Origin of the sequence: Sphingomonas sp. NFR15, assembly GCF_900103265.1 — a bacterium.
GTDB classification, from domain to species: Bacteria; Pseudomonadota; Alphaproteobacteria; order Sphingomonadales; family Sphingomonadaceae; genus Sphingomonas; species Sphingomonas pollutisoli.
Genome location: NZ_FMWX01000001.1, coordinates 507800 through 522182, shown reverse-complemented (window position 1 = coordinate 522182; position 14383 = coordinate 507800). Strand labels below are relative to the sequence as shown.

The 14383-nt window shown below is 67.0% G+C and carries 13 protein-coding genes and 1 tRNA gene; 8 read left to right on the top strand and 6 right to left on the bottom strand.

What is annotated here, in order from left to right:
• Positions 1 to 77: 77 nt before the first annotated feature.
• Positions 78 to 1481: an NAD(P)H-dependent flavin oxidoreductase gene (locus BLS81_RS02380; protein WP_093220226.1), complete on the top strand. Its 1404-nt coding sequence runs from the start codon at positions 78 to 80 to the stop codon at positions 1479 to 1481.
• 54 nt (positions 1482 to 1535) lie between these two features.
• Here the strand turns inward: BLS81_RS02380 and BLS81_RS02375 are convergent, their stop codons facing one another.
• The gene (locus tag BLS81_RS02375; RefSeq protein ID WP_093220224.1) at positions 1536 to 1847 is read right to left on the bottom strand and encodes a hypothetical protein; all 312 of its coding nucleotides are present in this window, start codon (positions 1845 to 1847) and stop codon (positions 1536 to 1538) included.
• 158 nt (positions 1848 to 2005) lie between these two features.
• Between BLS81_RS02375 and BLS81_RS02370 the strand changes: the two genes are divergently transcribed.
• The 5 genes from BLS81_RS02370 to BLS81_RS02350 all read left to right on the top strand — a co-directional run bounded on the left by BLS81_RS02370 (position 2006) and on the right by BLS81_RS02350 (position 8688).
• Positions 2006 to 4996 (top strand): valine--tRNA ligase, encoded by a 2991-nt coding sequence (locus BLS81_RS02370; protein ID WP_093220221.1) that lies wholly within the window; start codon positions 2006 to 2008, stop codon positions 4994 to 4996.
• A 160-nt stretch (positions 4997 to 5156) separates the two neighbouring features.
• Positions 5157 to 6611, top strand: a complete 1455-nt coding sequence (locus BLS81_RS02365; protein ID WP_256326031.1) for an MATE family efflux transporter — start codon at positions 5157 to 5159, stop codon at positions 6609 to 6611.
• Between the two features lie 18 nt (positions 6612 to 6629).
• A complete protein-coding gene (hemB, locus tag BLS81_RS02360; protein ID WP_093220216.1) occupies positions 6630 to 7619 on the top strand; it encodes a porphobilinogen synthase in 990 nt (329 codons plus the stop codon).
• Positions 7616 to 8140, top strand: coding sequence for a GNAT family N-acetyltransferase (locus tag BLS81_RS02355; protein ID WP_093220214.1), 525 nt, complete (start codon positions 7616 to 7618; stop codon positions 8138 to 8140). Before hemB ends, BLS81_RS02355 begins: the two co-directional genes overlap by 4 nt.
• Positions 8137 to 8688 carry a GNAT family N-acetyltransferase gene (locus tag BLS81_RS02350; RefSeq protein ID WP_093220211.1) on the top strand — a complete coding sequence of 184 codons (552 nt, stop codon included), beginning with the start codon at positions 8137 to 8139 and terminating at the stop codon, positions 8686 to 8688. The genes BLS81_RS02355 and BLS81_RS02350 overlap by 4 nt, the downstream gene beginning before the upstream one ends.
• Here BLS81_RS02350 and BLS81_RS02345 read toward each other — a convergent pair.
• Positions 8645 to 9163, bottom strand: a complete 519-nt coding sequence (locus BLS81_RS02345) for a hypothetical protein (RefSeq protein ID WP_093220209.1) — start codon at positions 9161 to 9163, stop codon at positions 8645 to 8647. The genes BLS81_RS02350 and BLS81_RS02345 overlap by 44 nt on opposite strands.
• Positions 9164 to 9244: 81 nt before the next feature.
• Here BLS81_RS02345 and BLS81_RS02340 point away from each other — a divergent pair.
• Positions 9245 to 9321, top strand: a tRNA-Arg gene (locus tag BLS81_RS02340).
• 200 nt (positions 9322 to 9521) lie between these two features.
• On the opposite strand, the gene BLS81_RS02335 is transcribed toward BLS81_RS02340, so the two are convergent.
• The gene (locus tag BLS81_RS02335; RefSeq protein ID WP_176786985.1) at positions 9522 to 10517 is read right to left on the bottom strand and encodes an RcnB family protein; all 996 of its coding nucleotides are present in this window, start codon (positions 10515 to 10517) and stop codon (positions 9522 to 9524) included.
• A 108-nt stretch (positions 10518 to 10625) separates the two neighbouring features.
• Entirely contained in the window at positions 10626 to 11168 is a 543-nt protein-coding gene (locus tag BLS81_RS02330; protein WP_093220206.1) for a (2Fe-2S)-binding protein, read from the bottom strand.
• A 93-nt stretch (positions 11169 to 11261) separates the two neighbouring features.
• On the opposite strand from BLS81_RS02330, the gene BLS81_RS02325 reads away from it, so the two are divergent.
• Positions 11262 to 12062 (top strand): DODA-type extradiol aromatic ring-opening family dioxygenase, encoded by an 801-nt coding sequence (locus BLS81_RS02325; protein ID WP_093220204.1) that lies wholly within the window; start codon positions 11262 to 11264, stop codon positions 12060 to 12062.
• An 81-nt stretch (positions 12063 to 12143) separates the two neighbouring features.
• Here BLS81_RS02325 and BLS81_RS02320 read toward each other — a convergent pair whose 3' ends face one another.
• A complete protein-coding gene (locus tag BLS81_RS02320; protein ID WP_093220201.1) occupies positions 12144 to 13328 on the bottom strand; it encodes an acyl-CoA dehydrogenase in 1185 nt (394 codons plus the stop codon).
• A gap of 132 nt (positions 13329 to 13460) precedes the next feature.
• Positions 13461 to 14330: an S-methyl-5'-thioadenosine phosphorylase gene (locus BLS81_RS02315; RefSeq protein ID WP_093220197.1), complete on the bottom strand. Its 870-nt coding sequence runs from the start codon at positions 14328 to 14330 to the stop codon at positions 13461 to 13463.
• Between the last annotated feature and the right edge of the window lie 53 nt (positions 14331 to 14383).

The following is a 14383-nucleotide window of genomic DNA, read 5'->3' as shown; positions in this document are numbered from 1 at the left end:
TTGTCTCGTCAAGCGTTGCCGATCCGCTATATCACGAGCCAGGATTGTTTCGGCCAGTTTTCTATCGGGAGATATCGGTGTTCAAAGGTTTGAAGCCCATCATCTATAACGGCCGCGAAGTATGGCCGTTGGTGGAGGGCGGAAAAGGCGTGGCGGCGACCAACCATGCGAGCGCGGGCGCCTGGGCGGCGGCGGGCGGCATCGGTACCGTTTCCGCCGTCAACGCCGACAGTTACGATCCCGAAGGCAAGATCATCCCGCAGGTCTATCGCTCGCTCACCCGGCGCGAGCGGCACGAGGAACTGATCGAATATGCGATCGAGGGCGCCGTCCAGCAGGTTCGCCGCGCGTTCGACATCGCCGGCGGCAAGGGCGCGATCAACATCAACGTGCTGTGGGAGATGGGCGGCGCGCAGCGCATCCTGCACGGCGTGCTCGAGCGTACGCGCGGCCTCGTCGCCGGCGTGACCTGCGGCGCGGGCATGCCGTACAAACTGTCCGAAATCGCCTCGTCCTACGACGTCAGCTATCTGCCGATCGTCAGCTCGGGCCGCGCCTTCCGCGCGCTGTGGAAGCGTGCCTATTCGAAGGCGTCGCAGTGGCTGTCGGCGGTGGTTTATGAAGATCCGTGGCTGGCGGGTGGGCATAACGGCCTGTCCAACGCCGAAGACCCGCGCAAGCCCGAAGACCCCTATCCGCGCGTGAAGGCGCTGCGCGACACGATGCGCGAGGGCGGTATCTCGGACGAGGTGCCGATCGTGATGGCGGGCGGCGTCTGGTATCTGCGGGACTGGAGCGACTGGATCGACAATCCCGAACTCGGCACGATCGCCTTTCAGTTCGGCACGCGCCCGCTGCTGACGAAGGAAAGCCCGATCCCCGAGGCGTGGAAGGCGCGGCTCACCAATATCGAGGAAGGCGAGGTGCTGCTCCACCGCTTCTCGCCGACCGGATTCTATTCGAGCGCGGTGCGCAACCCGTTCCTGCGCAATCTGGAGGAGCGCTCCGAGCGGCAGATCGCCTTCTCGACGCAGGAAGCGGGCGACCATGTCTTCCAGCTCGATGTCGGCGTTAAGGGTAAGAACTTCTGGGTGACGCGCAACGATCTGCTGCGCGCGCGGCAGTGGTTCGGCGCGGGCTTCACCGATGCGCTGAAGACGCCCGACAACACGCTCGTGTTCGTCACGCCCGAGGAAAAGGCGGTGATCCGCAAGGACCAGGCCGATTGCATGGGCTGCCTCAGCCAGTGCGCTTTCTCGTCCTGGGCGGATAGCGAAACCAACTCGACCGGGCGGCTCGCCGATCCGCGCAGCTTCTGCATCCAGAAGACCTTGCAGGACATCGCGCATGGCGGCGATGTCGAGCAGAATTTGATGTTCGCAGGACACGGCGCGTATCAGTTCAAGCGCGACCCGTTCTATTCGAACGGCTTCGTGCCGACCGTGAAGGAACTGGTCGATCGCATCCTGACCGGCGATTGATGCGACAAGGGCGGCGGATCGCTCCGCCGCCCCTGTCTGATTTCAGGTCTGATCTTAGCGGTAGCAGACCGTCACGCGCCGATGATGGCGCCAAGTTACCCGGCAATCGCGACCGCCGCGGCCCCAGCCGTTGCCATAGCCATAGCCGCGGTGCGGCCCATAATAGCCGCGGTGTGGGCCGTAATAGCCGCGGCGGTCGCCACGCCAGTCGTGGCGGTCTCCGCGCCAGCCGCGATGGTCACCGCGATAGTCGCGGCGGTCATAGCCGTGATGATCGCGACGATAATCCTGCGCGGAGGCGCTGGTGCTGACACCCAGGCCCGCAACCATCAGTCCGAGCGCGGCGGCGATCTTGAAGCTTTTCATCGAACCATCCTCTGTCCGTTGATCGGTATCCGCGTTTTAGGGCGCGCGAATCGTATCGATGCTGAATGTGTCTGTAGTCTTAGGTACAGGTTGCCCGCGCGTCGCTTCCGTCACGCGGCGCCTTTTATTTTGGCCGGGGGCGGCTAAACGCTCACCGGATGAGCGAACTTCCGAAAACCTTCGACCCCGCCGAAATCGAACAGCGCTGGTATGCGCATTGGGAGGCGAACGGGCTGTTCCGCCCCGATCGCCCCGGCGCCGAGCCGTGGACGATCGTCAACCCGCCGCCCAACGTCACCGGCTCGCTGCACATCGGCCATGCGCTCGACAATACGTTGCAGGATATCCTCGCGCGCCACGCCCGGCTGAAGGGCAAGGATGCGCTGTGGGTGGTCGGCACGGACCATGCCGGCATTGCCACGCAGATGGTGGTCGAGCGGCAGATGGGCCTGCACCAGCAGAAGCGCACCGATTTCACGCGCGAACAGTTCGTCGAGAAGGTGTGGGCGTGGAAGGCGGAGAGCGGCGGCGAGATCACCCAGCAATTGCGGCGGCTCGGCTGCTCGATGGATTGGAAGAACGAACGCTTCACGATGGACGAGGGCTTTTCCAAGGCCGTCCTCAAGGTGTTCGTCGATCTCTACAACGAAGGGCTGTTGTACCGCGACAAGCGGCTGGTGAACTGGGATCCGGGCCTCGGCACCGCGATCAGCGACCTTGAGGTCGAGACGCGCGAGATCGCCGGCAAGTTCTGGCATCTGCGTTACCCGCTCGCCGATGGATCGGGGTTCATCTCGGTCGCGACGACGCGCCCCGAGACGATGCTCGCGGATATGGCGGTGGCGGTGAACCCGGCGGACGAGCGCTATCAGGCGCTGATCGGCAAGCAGGTGCGCTTGCCGATCACCGGGCGGCTGATCCCGATCGTGGCGGATGAGCATGCCGATCCCGAACTTGGCTCGGGCGCGGTGAAGATCACGCCGGGGCATGACTTCAACGATTTCGAAGTCGGCCGGCGCGCGGGCATCGAAGCGCGCGACATGCTCAATATGCTCGACGCCAAGGCGCAGGTGACGCAGACCGCCGACGGACTGATCCCCGCCGACCTGCTCGGGCTCGATCGATTCGAGGCGCGCCAGCGGATCGTCAAGCTGCTCGAAGAGGACGGCGTGCTCGAACGCGTCGAGGACCGCACGATCCAGACGCCCTATGGCGACCGCTCGGGCGTCGTGATCGAGCCGTGGCTGACCGACCAATGGTATGTCGATGCGGCGACGCTCGCCAAACCGGCGATCGAGGCGGTACGCTCGGGCAAGATCAAGATCGTGCCGAAGACGTGGGAGAAGACGTTCTTCAACTGGATGGAGAATATCCAGCCTTGGTGCGTGTCGCGCCAATTGTGGTGGGGGCACCGGATTCCGGCTTGGTTTGGCACAGTTCGTGAAACCGATCGCGGCAATGGCCAGCCGGGGCCGATCTTTGTGGCTGAGACCGAAGAACAGGCTCGAGAAAAGATGCGGGCGTTCTACGGCGCCGAGTACGATCAGCTTACTTTTTTCGACAGTTCGCAAGATGCTCTGATGTGGGCGGATCAGGCGGGGAATGATCCGTTTTATCCACGTTTTGTGTATCGTGACAGCGACGTGCTGGACACGTGGTTCTCCTCCGCTTTGTGGCCGTTCGCGACACTGGGCTGGCCTGACGCACCATCCCCGTTCATCCCCAGCGAAGTCGAGGGACAAGCCGCGAACGCTGCGCTCGGTGTCTCGACTTCGCTCGACACGAACGGAGAGGGGGCGGCGCTTCAAAAAGCGCCGTTCGTCCTGAGCGAAGTCGAAGGACATGCCACGAACGCTCCGCCCGGGGCACGTGCTTCGACTGCGCTCAGCACGAGCGGGGAGGGTGGTGCGTCGCGCCCGCAACTCCACGGCCGCTACCCCAACGACGTGCTCATCTCCGGCTTCGACATCCTGTTCTTCTGGGATGCGCGGATGATGATGCAGGGGCTGCACTTCATGAAGGACGTGCCGTTCCGCACGCTCTACCTGCACGGCCTCGTCCGCGCGGCGGACGGGCAGAAGATGTCCAAGTCGAAGGGCAATGTCGTCAATCCGCTCGGGCTGATCGATACATACGGTGCGGACGCGCTGCGCTTCTTCATGGCGGCGATGGAGAGCCAGGGCCGCGACATCAAGATGGATGAGAAGCGCGTCGAGGGCTATCGCAACTTCGCCACCAAGCTGTGGAACGCGGCGCGCTTCTGCCAGGCGAACGGCATCACCGCCTCGACCACGCTGGAGGCGCCGCGCGCGGACCTGGCCGTCAACAAATGGATCATCGCCGAGACGATCCAGACCGTGCAGGCGGTCGATCTCGCGCTCGCCGATTATCGTTTCGACGGCGCGGCCAACGCGATCTACCAGTTCGCGTGGAGCCGGTTCTGCGACTGGTATATCGAGCTCATCAAGCCACTGCTCGGCCAGATGGACGCGCCCGCGACCGGCCCGGATGCGGATGAAACGCGCGCGGTGGCGGGCTGGGTGCTCGATCAGATCCTCGTGCTGCTCCACCCGTTCATGCCGTTCATCACCGAGGAATTGTGGTCGAAGACCGGCGCGCGCGCGAGCGAGCTGATCGTCGCGAAATGGCCGATGGCGGATGCGCGGTCGATCGACCCGGAGGCGAGCAAGGAGATCGACTGGCTGATCCGGCTGGTGAGCCAGATACGTACCGCACGAACCGAACTGAATGTACCGCCAGGAGCAAGGCTGCTGCTCTTTGCTTCAGTAGCAGGCGCGCCGACGCGAAATCGGCTAGAGCGCAACATCGGTGTGTTGTCGCGCGTCGCTCGGATTGAAGACATAAGTTTTTCGCCTGTGCCAAGCGGTGGCGCAATGCAAATCGTAGTCGATGAAGATACTTTCTTTTTCCCGTTGGAAGGGGTCATAGACCTAGATGCCGAGCGTGCGCGGCTCACCAAGGGCATCGCGGCGGCGGAGAAGGAGCGTGACGCGCTCGCCGGGCGGCTCGGCAACGCGAGCTTCGTCGAGCGCGCCAAGCCCGAGGCTGTCGAAAAGGCGCGGGCGGATCATGCCGAGAAGACCGCCGAGGCGGAGCGGCTCGCGGCGGCGCTGGCGCGGTTGGGCTAGTCCGTCGCCCCGGCGCAGGCCGGGGCCGCTGCGTTTTGTTCGATCCGCTCGTCAAGTTACACAGCGGCCCCGGCCTGCGCCGGGGCGACGGTCGGATCGAGCGCTTTGCGAATCCCGCCACCTCGCCTATCGCCACCTTCAGCAAAGAGGGGATGCGCGCGTGGCACAGCCGCCGAGGGGCCGTGGCAGGGATCTGACGACCGGGCCGATCGGGTGGACGCTGCTCGCGTTCGCGCTGCCCACGCTCGCGTCGAACATCCTCCAGACGCTCAACGGGTCGATCAATTCGATCTGGGTCGGGCGGTTTCTCGGCGAGAGCGCGCTGGCGGCGACCTCGAACGCTACGATCGTGATGTTCCTCAGCTTCGGCGCGGTGTTCGGGTTCGGCATGGCCGCGTCGATCCTGATCGGCCAGTCGATCGGGCGACGCGATATCGAGGCGGCGCGGCGCGCGTTCGGGTCGGCGGTGGGCCTGGTGGTCGCCGCAGCGGCGGGGATCGCGGTGTTGGGCTATGTCTTCGCGCCCGATATCCTGCGACTGATGGCGACGCCGGGGGACGCGCAGCCGCTGGCGTTGGTCTATCTGCGCGTGATCTTCCTCGGGCTGCCGCTTTCGATGCTGAGCCTGCTGATCCAGATGGGGCTGCGCGGCACCGGCGACGCGCTCACGCCGATGTGGTTCATGGTGCTGAGCGCGATCATCGATGCCGGCCTCAACCCGTTGCTGATCCGCGGCATCGGGCCGTTTCCGCACATGGGCATCGCCGGCTCGGCGACCGCCACGTTGATCGCGTCGGCGGTGTCGGCGGTCGGGCTCGTGATCTACGTCTATGCGCGCGACCTGCCGATCCGGCTGCGCGGCGCGGAACTGCGGTGGCTGATCCCCGATCCCGCTTTGGTGCGGGTGATCGTCGCCAAGGGCGTGCCGATGGCGGCGCAGATGCTGGTGATGTCGGCATCGGGGCTGACGATGATCGGGCTGGTCAACCGGCTCGGCGTCGAGACGGCGGCGGCCTATGCGGTGTCGCAGCAGCTCTGGAATTATATCCAGATGCCCGCGATGGCGATCGGCGCGGCGGTGAGCAGCATGGCCGCGCAGAACATCGGTGCGGGGCTGTGGGACCGGGTTGGCAAGATCACCCGCGCGGGGATCGTCTCCAATACCGTCATCACGCTCGTCGTGATCGCTGCGATCATCCTGTTCGACCGGCCGGTGATGGGGCTGTTCATCGACAGCCACAGCCCGGCGATCCCGATCGCACGGCACATCCAGCTCATCTCGAGCTGGACCTTCCTGATGTTCGGCGCGACGATGGTGATCTTCGGCACGGTGCGGGCAAACGGCGCGACGCTTGCGCCGTTGCTGATCCTCGTCACCGCGCTGATCCCGTTCCGCATCGGCATCGCAATGCTCGGCAAGCCGCTGCTCGGCGCGGATGCTTTGTGGTGGGCGTTCCCGCTCAGTTCGATCGTGTCGTTGGTGCTGGCCAGCCTGTATTTCCGCTACGGCAGGTGGCGCGACGCGGTGCTCGCCGTCTCCTCGCACGTCGAGGAAGCGAAGGAGGGCGCGCGCGCCACCGCCGAACCCACCGGACGGTTGCACCCGAACGGCTGAGGGCGCATCTGGGCGGGCATGAGTCACTATCCCGCGCTTCGCCTCCGCCGCACCCGTTCGACGCCGTGGAGCCGCCGTCTCCATGCCGAGACGGTGCTGACCCCGGCCGACCTGATCTGGCCACTGTTCATCGCCGAAGGCCAGGGCATCGAGGAGCCGATCGCGACGCTGCCGGGGGTCTCGCGCTGGTCGATCGATGGCATCGTCGCGCGCGCGAAGGAAGCGCGCGAGGCCGGCATTCCGTGCGTCGCGCTGTTCCCCAACACGCCGCCGCATCTGCGCAGCGAGGACGGGCGCGAGGCGCTCAACCCCGACAATCTGATGTGCCGCGCCACGCGCGCGCTGAAGGACGGGGTGCCCGAGGTCGGCGTGCTGACCGACGTCGCGCTCGATCCCTATACCGCGCACGGCCACGACGGGCTGGTCGATGCGGCGGGCTATGTCGTCAATGACACCACCGCCGAAGTGCTGGTCGCGCAGGCGCTGAACCAGGCGGCGGCGGGGGCGGACATCATCGCGCCGAGCGACATGATGGACGGGCGGATCGGCCAGATCCGCGACGCGCTGGAAGGCGAGGGGCGGGTCAACGTCCAGATCATGTCCTATGCCGCCAAATACGCCAGCGGCTTCTACGGCCCGTTCCGCGACGCCGTCGGCTCGCGCGGGCTGCTCAAGGGCGACAAGAAGACCTATCAGATGGATTCGGCCAATGCCGAGGAGGCGCTGCGCGAGGTCGCGCTCGATCTCGCCGAGGGCGCCGATAGCGTGATGGTCAAGCCGGGGCTGCCCTATCTCGACATCATCCTGCGCGTGAAGACCGAGTTCCAAGTCCCTGTATTCGCCTATCAAGTTTCGGGCGAATATGCGATGATCGAGGCGGCGGTCGCGGCCGGCGTGGCCGAGCGTGACGCGGTGGTGCTGGAGACGCTGATGGCGTTCAAGCGCGCCGGCTGCTCGGGCGTGCTGACCTACCACGCGCTGCACGCGGCGCGCCTGCTGGGCGCATGATCGAAACCGCGCGGCTGGTGCTGCGGCGACCGGTCGCGGCCGATCTCGCGCCGCTGCATGCGATGTGGAGTGACCCGCGCGTGATGGCCGATCTCGGCCCGCTCAAGACGCGGGAGCAGAGCGCGGCGACGATCGCCCGGCATGAGGGCTATCGCCAGTCGCACGGGCTCGGCTTCTGGACGGTCGCGCTGCGCGAGGACGGCACCGTGATCGGCTTCTGCGGTCTCAAACCGGGCGCGGAGAACACGCCGATCGCGGGCGAGGTCGAGGTCGGCTGGATGCTGGCGGCGGCGCACTGGCGGCAGGGCTTCGCGCGCGAGGCCGCCGAGGCGAGCCTCGCCTGGGGCTGGGCGAACAGCGCGGCGCCGCGCATCGTCGCGATCACCGCCGCGCAGAATGCCGCCAGCCGCGCGCTGATGGAACGGCTCGGCATGGTGCGGCTCGGCGGTTTCGATCACCCGAACTTCGCGGTCGACGATCCGCTTCGGGAGACGGTCAGCTACGCGATCGACCGGGCATGATCGAAACCGCACGGCTGCGGCTGCGGCCCTGCCGCGCGGCGGACAAAGCCGCCTTCGCCACGATCCTCAACACCCCGGCGATGATGGCGCATCTGGGCGGGGTGAAGACGCAGGCCGAAATCGACGCGCTGATCGACAAGCGAATGGCCGATCAGGCGCGGCATGGCTTTTCCTATTGGGCGGTCGAGGAGCGCGACGGCGGCGCGCTGGTCGGCACGTGCGGGGTGCGGATCGCCAGCAATTATCCCGATGCGCCGGTTTACGGCATGCACGAAGCCGGCTGGCGGATCGCCGATTCGCATTGGGGGCGCGGCTATGCGCTCGAGGCGGCGGAAGCGAGCATCGCCTGGGCCTGGGCGAATACCGACGCGCCCGAGATCGGCGCCTGGACCACGATCGGCAACGTCGCGTCGTGGCGGCTGATGGAGCGCCTCGGCATGACGCGCCGCCCCTACCTCGACTTCCGTCGCGCGGGCGAGTCCGAGGACACGATCGTATATGTCGTCAGGCGGCCGGCAGCAGCGCCTGGATCGCCGCGATCCGGGTGATCTCGGCGGTGAGCTGCGCGTCGCCGCGCGCCTTCAGCGATTCGAGCGCGGGGTAGGGTGGCTTGGCGTCGCGCGCACGGCCGATCGCGAGCTCGTCAAGATCGGTGACGCTGGCCGACGTGGTCGCGCGAAACGCATCGAGCTTGGCGAGTGCGGTCTGCGCGGCGATCCAGCGATCGCTGCCGACCCCGCCGCCACGTGCCGCCCGAGCGGCGCGCTCCGCGCCGTCCGCCGCCGGGCCGAACGCCGCGTCGGTATCGGCCAATGTCTTCGCGGTCGTGGCGAGCGTGGCGTCGAGCGCGGCATCGGGCGGGAGTGCGGCGGGGGCGGCTGCGGCCGCTTCCGCATCGCTCCGCCGCTCGATCGCGCGCGGCTGAAGCGAGGGATAGCGCGAGACGGTCTGTTCGGCGCAACCGCCCGCCAACGAAGTGGCCAGCAAAAGGGCGGGAACGGCGAGGGCGCGGCGGTTTTTCATGGAAATCGCTCTATGCCGGACAAAAGAATCGCGCAACGCACTTGCGCACCCGAAAAACCCCATCTAAAGGCGACCTCCCACGCACCCGTAGCTCAGCTGGATAGAGCATCAGACTACGAATCTGAGGGTCGGGCGTTCGAATCGCTCCGGGTGCACCAGGTTTCTCACCATCACTGGTGATAACCCCCGCCTCACCGATTGGTGAGGCGGGGGTTTTTATTTGCTTCGGTGTCGCGGAGACGTGGGCGGCATGTTTGCCGTTCACCGCGACCATTCGGCACGCGGGCATTTTCTTCCCATCTTCAGCGCGATATCGTCGATCCGTATCGACGCTGAAGACGGGAAGGGCGGCGATGTCTTACCAGAAGATGTCGTACACGGTATCGACGACACGGCCGGTGTAGATATCGACCAGCAACGCGTCATTGTAATAGCGCACCCAGCGATACGGGCCATAGGCCGGCGGCAGGCGGTAGTAATCGGCGTCGTTGATCCAGTAGCTCTGTTCGTACAGGATCGAATTGAGCGTCAGGCCGATGCCGAAGCGACGGTAGCCGTAGCTCCAACCGCTCGGGGCATAATAGCGCGGCAGGCGGTAGAGTCCGCGATTGCTGTTGCGATAGGCGAAGTAGTTATAGCGATTGTCGTTGCGCCAGCCGCGATTCCAGTCGCGGCGATCGTTGCCGTTCCAGCCGTTGCCACGGTTCCAGTCGTTGCCGCGCCCCTGCTGCCAGCCCGGACGATTGTCGCGGCCCGGTTGCCAGCCGCCGGGACGATCGTTGCCGCGCCCCTGCCAGTTGCCGGGGCGGTCATCCCCACGGCCCTGCTGCCAGCCGCCGGGGCGGTCGTCGCCGCGCGGACCATTGCCTTGCCAGCCGGGGCCACCCGGGCGCGGCCGGTCGCCGCGATCACCACGCCAGTCGCCGCCATTGCCACGATCGCCGCCCTGCCAGCCTCGCCCGTCGCCGCCGCGACCGTCCCCGCCGCGACCGTCATGGTCGCCGCGATTGCCCTGCCAGCCGCCCGGCTGTTGCGGCTGCGGCTGACCCTGCGGTTGGGCGCCGGGTTGCTGATCTGGCCGCGCGCCGGGCTGGGCCTGGAAGCCGCGTCCGTCACCGCCGCGTCCGCCCTGGAATTGCGGGCGATTGTAGCCATCGTTGCCGCGCCCTTGCCAGCGCTGGGCTTGCGGCCCCGGCTGTTGGGGCTGGGCCTGTGCCTGTTGTGGGCGCGGCTGCATCGGGCGCTGGCCGCCGTCGCCACGCCCGCCGCGCCATTCGCGATGATCCTGCGCGAAGGCGGTCGCCGGCACCAGCGCCGACGCCGCCATGATTGCCGCAAGCAAATACTTACGCATCGAACGAACCCTCCAGAGAGCGGCCGAACGATTCGCCGCTGTTACTTCGTTAATGCTCCACCGGCACTGAGCCTTTTCTGAACTTCATTGACAGCAACGCGAAAGCATTCATGGCGTGACCGGTCTGATCGCCGGCACGCGCCGCGCGGCGTCGTCGGGGGAGGTGTCCGGCGGCGCGCCGGCCTCGACCGTTTCGTCGCCGCGCTGCACGCGCGCCGCCTGCAACACCGCCTCCACCACGCGCGGATACACGCCGCAGCGGCACAGATTGGCGATGCCCGCGCGGATATCGTCCTCGGAGGGATTGCGGTTCTTCTTGAGGAACACCGCCGCCGCCATCACCATGCCGGGGATGCAGAAGCCGCATTGCGTGACGTTCTTCGCCAGCCACGCCAGTTGTACCGGGTGCGAGCGGTCGCGCGACAGCCCTTCGATCGTGGTGACGAAGCTCCCCTCGATCGCCCCGATCGTCGTCTGGCACGCCTTTACCGCCTCGCCGTCGATATCGACCGTGCAGGCGCCGCAATCGCCGGTGCCGCAGCCATATTTGGCGCCGGTCAGGTTGGAGGCGTCCCGCAGCGCCCATAGCAAAGGGGTCTTGGGGTCCATCCGATATTGGACCGGCTGGTTGTTGACGGTGAAACGGGTCATGGCGTGACGCTACCCCAAGCGCGCGCCTGGCGAAACGCGCCGTTTCCGCGAGGCCGTCTTGCCGGGCGCGCGGGGCGGGCCGATATGCCGGGCATGACGCTTCCCACCCTCTTCATCCCGCATGGCGGCGGACCGTGCTTCTTCATGGACCCGGCGGGCGGCCCGCCCGATCCGATGTGGCGGGGGATGCAGGCGTATCTCGCCGGGCTGATCGCCTCTCTGCCCGAGCGGCCGAGGGCGATCCTGCTCGTGTCGGGCCATTGGGAGACGCGCGACGTCGCGGTGCATGTCGGCAACGGCCAGCCGCTGCTCTACGATTACCACGGCTTTCCGCCGCACACCTATCACCTCCAATGGCCCGCGCCCGGCGCGCCGGATGTCGCGCGGCGCGCGGCGGGGCTGCTGGAAGCGGCGGGCTTCGCCACCAGCGAGGAAGGCACGCGCGGCTGGGATCACGGCGTGTTCATCCCGATGATGGTGGCGGTGCCCAATGCCGATATCCCGCTTGCGCAGATGGCGCTGCGCCATGATCTCGATCCGCGCGCGCATATCGCCATCGGCCGCGCGCTCGCGCCGCTGCGCGACGAGGGCGTGCTGATCGTGGGATCGGGCATGAGCTTCCACAATCTGCGCGCGCGCGGGCCGCAGGTGACGCCGATCGCCGATCAATGGGACGCGGCGCTCACCGCCGCCGTGACCGATCCCGATCCCGCCAAGCGCGCCGACCGCGTCGCGCGCTGGGGCGAACTGCCCTACGCCAAGTTCGCCCACCCCCGTGAAGAGCATCTGCTGCCGCTGATGGTCGCGCTCGGCGCCGGCGGGGACGATGCGGCGGTGTGCGATTACCGCGATCATGTGCTGGGATGGGCGGTGTCCGGCTATCGGTTCGGATAGCGCTCCTTCCTCCCTCTCCCGAAGGGAGAGGGAAGGGGCCCGCCCGGCGAAGCCGGGTGGGACGGGTGAGGGTGACGTGTGTTAAAACGCCGCGATCCCGGTGATCGCGCGCCCGAGGATCAGCGCGTGGACGTCGGCGGCGCCTTCATAGGTGTTGACCGTCTCCAGGTTCATCAGGTGGCGCATCACCTGATATTCGCCGGAAATGCCGTTGCCGCCGTGCATGTCACGCGCCATCCGCGCGATCTCGAGCGCCTTGCCGACGTTGTTGCGCTTGACGATCGAGACCATCTCGGGCGCGAACCGGCCCTGGTCCATCAGCCGCCCGACACGCAGGCTGGCTTGTAGCCCGAGCGCGATCTCGGTCTGCATGTCGGCGAGCTTCTTCTGGAACAATTGCGTCGCTGCGAGCGGTCGGCCGAACTGCTTGCGGTCGAGGCCATATTGCCGCGCGGCGTGGAAGCAGAACTCCGCCGCGCCGAGCGCACCCCAACTGATCCCGTAGCGCGCACGGTTGAGGCACGAGAACGGCCCCTTCAACCCGGACACCTCGGGAAACAGCGCGTCCTCGCCGACCTCGACATCCTCGAGCACGATTCCGCCAGTGACCGACGCGCGCAGGCTCAGTTTGTTGTCGATCTTCGGCGTCGAAAGCCCAGCCATGCCGCGTTCGAGCACGAAGCCGCGGATCGCGCCGCCGTGCGCGTCCGACTTGGCCCAGACGACGAACACGTCGGCGATCGGCGCGTTGGTGATCCAGGTCTTCGCGCCCGACAGGCGATATCCGCCGTCGGTCTTGACCGCGCGCGTCATCATGCCGGCGGGGTCCGAGCCGGCGTCGGGTTCGGTCAGGCCGAACGCCCCAATCCATTCGCCGGTGGCGAGGCGCGGCAGGTATTTGGCCTTCTGCGCGTCCGATCCGAAGGCGAGGATCGGATACATGACCAGGCTCGACTGGACCGACATCATCGAGCGATAGCCCGAGTCGATCCGCTCCACCTCGCGCGCGACGAGGCCGTAGGCGACATAGGAGGCACCGACGCCACCATATTGCTCGGGCACGGTCGCGCCGAGCAGCCCGAGCGCACCCATTTCGCGGAAGATCTCGGGGTCGGTCTGCTCGTCCCGGAACGCGGCGAGGATGCGCGGCGCGAGCCGGTCCTCGGCATAAGCGCGCGCCGTGTCGCGGATCATCCGCTCATCATCCTCGAGATGATCGTCGAGAAAAAACGGGTCCGCCCAGTCGAAGGCGCTCATGCCGGCCATTGGTCCGCTCCTGATATCGGTTCTGCCGATCCCCTAGCCCGAGCGGACCGAAAGGTCGATGCGGGTGCCCGCGTCGTCGCCGCGACCCGCGGATGCCGGAATGCTCCGGCGTGACGAGCAATCGTAAGCGCCTCAGCGCCCCAGCACGCGCGCCATGATCGCGTCGAGCTTCGCGAGCAGCGCGGGATCGCGCGCCTCGGGCGCGGTGATGAGCGCCTGGTCGAGCACGGTATCGAGCGGCGAGGCGGCGCGTTCGGACGGGAGCGCTTCGACGAACGCGGCGACCGTCTTGCGCGCGATCTCGCCATTGGCGTGCATCTGCTTGATGACCTCGCTCACCTCGACATGCGCCTCGCTCTCGCGCCAGCAATCATAATCGGTCACCATGCCGATCAGCGCATAGGGAATCTCCGCCTCGCGGGCGAGTTTGGCCTCGGGCATCGCGGTCATGCCGATCACGTCGGCGCCCCATTGCCGGTAGAGCAGGCTTTCCGCGCGCGACGAGAATTGCGGGCCTTCCATCGCGATATAGGTCGCGCCCGCCGCCGCCGTGCCGCCCGCCGCCGTCACCGCCGCCGCCGCAAGGCTCGACAGGCGCGGGCAGGTCGGCTCGGCCATCGAGACGTGGGCGACCATGCCGGTGCCGAAGAAACTCGACGCGCGCGCGACAGTCCGGTCGATGAACTGGTCGACGATCACGAACTTGCCCGGCTCGAGCTCTTCCTGGAGGCTGCCGATCGACGAGATCGCGAGGATGTCGGTCACCCCGCTGCGCTTGAGCGCGTCGATATTGGCGCGGAAGTTGAGCTCGGACGGGCTGATGCGGTGGCCCCGGCCGTGGCGCGGCAGGAAGACCAGATCGACGTCGCCGATCGTGCCGAACAGCAATTCGTCCGACGGATCGCCCCACGGCGTCTCGACGCGGCGCCATTCGGCGTTGCGCAGGCCATCGATCGCGTAGAGGCCCGAGCCGCCGATGATGCCGATCGTCCATTTGGTCATGGGTACGTCCTCATATGTCTCGATAATCCAACCGCCGTTCGCCCTGAGCGAAG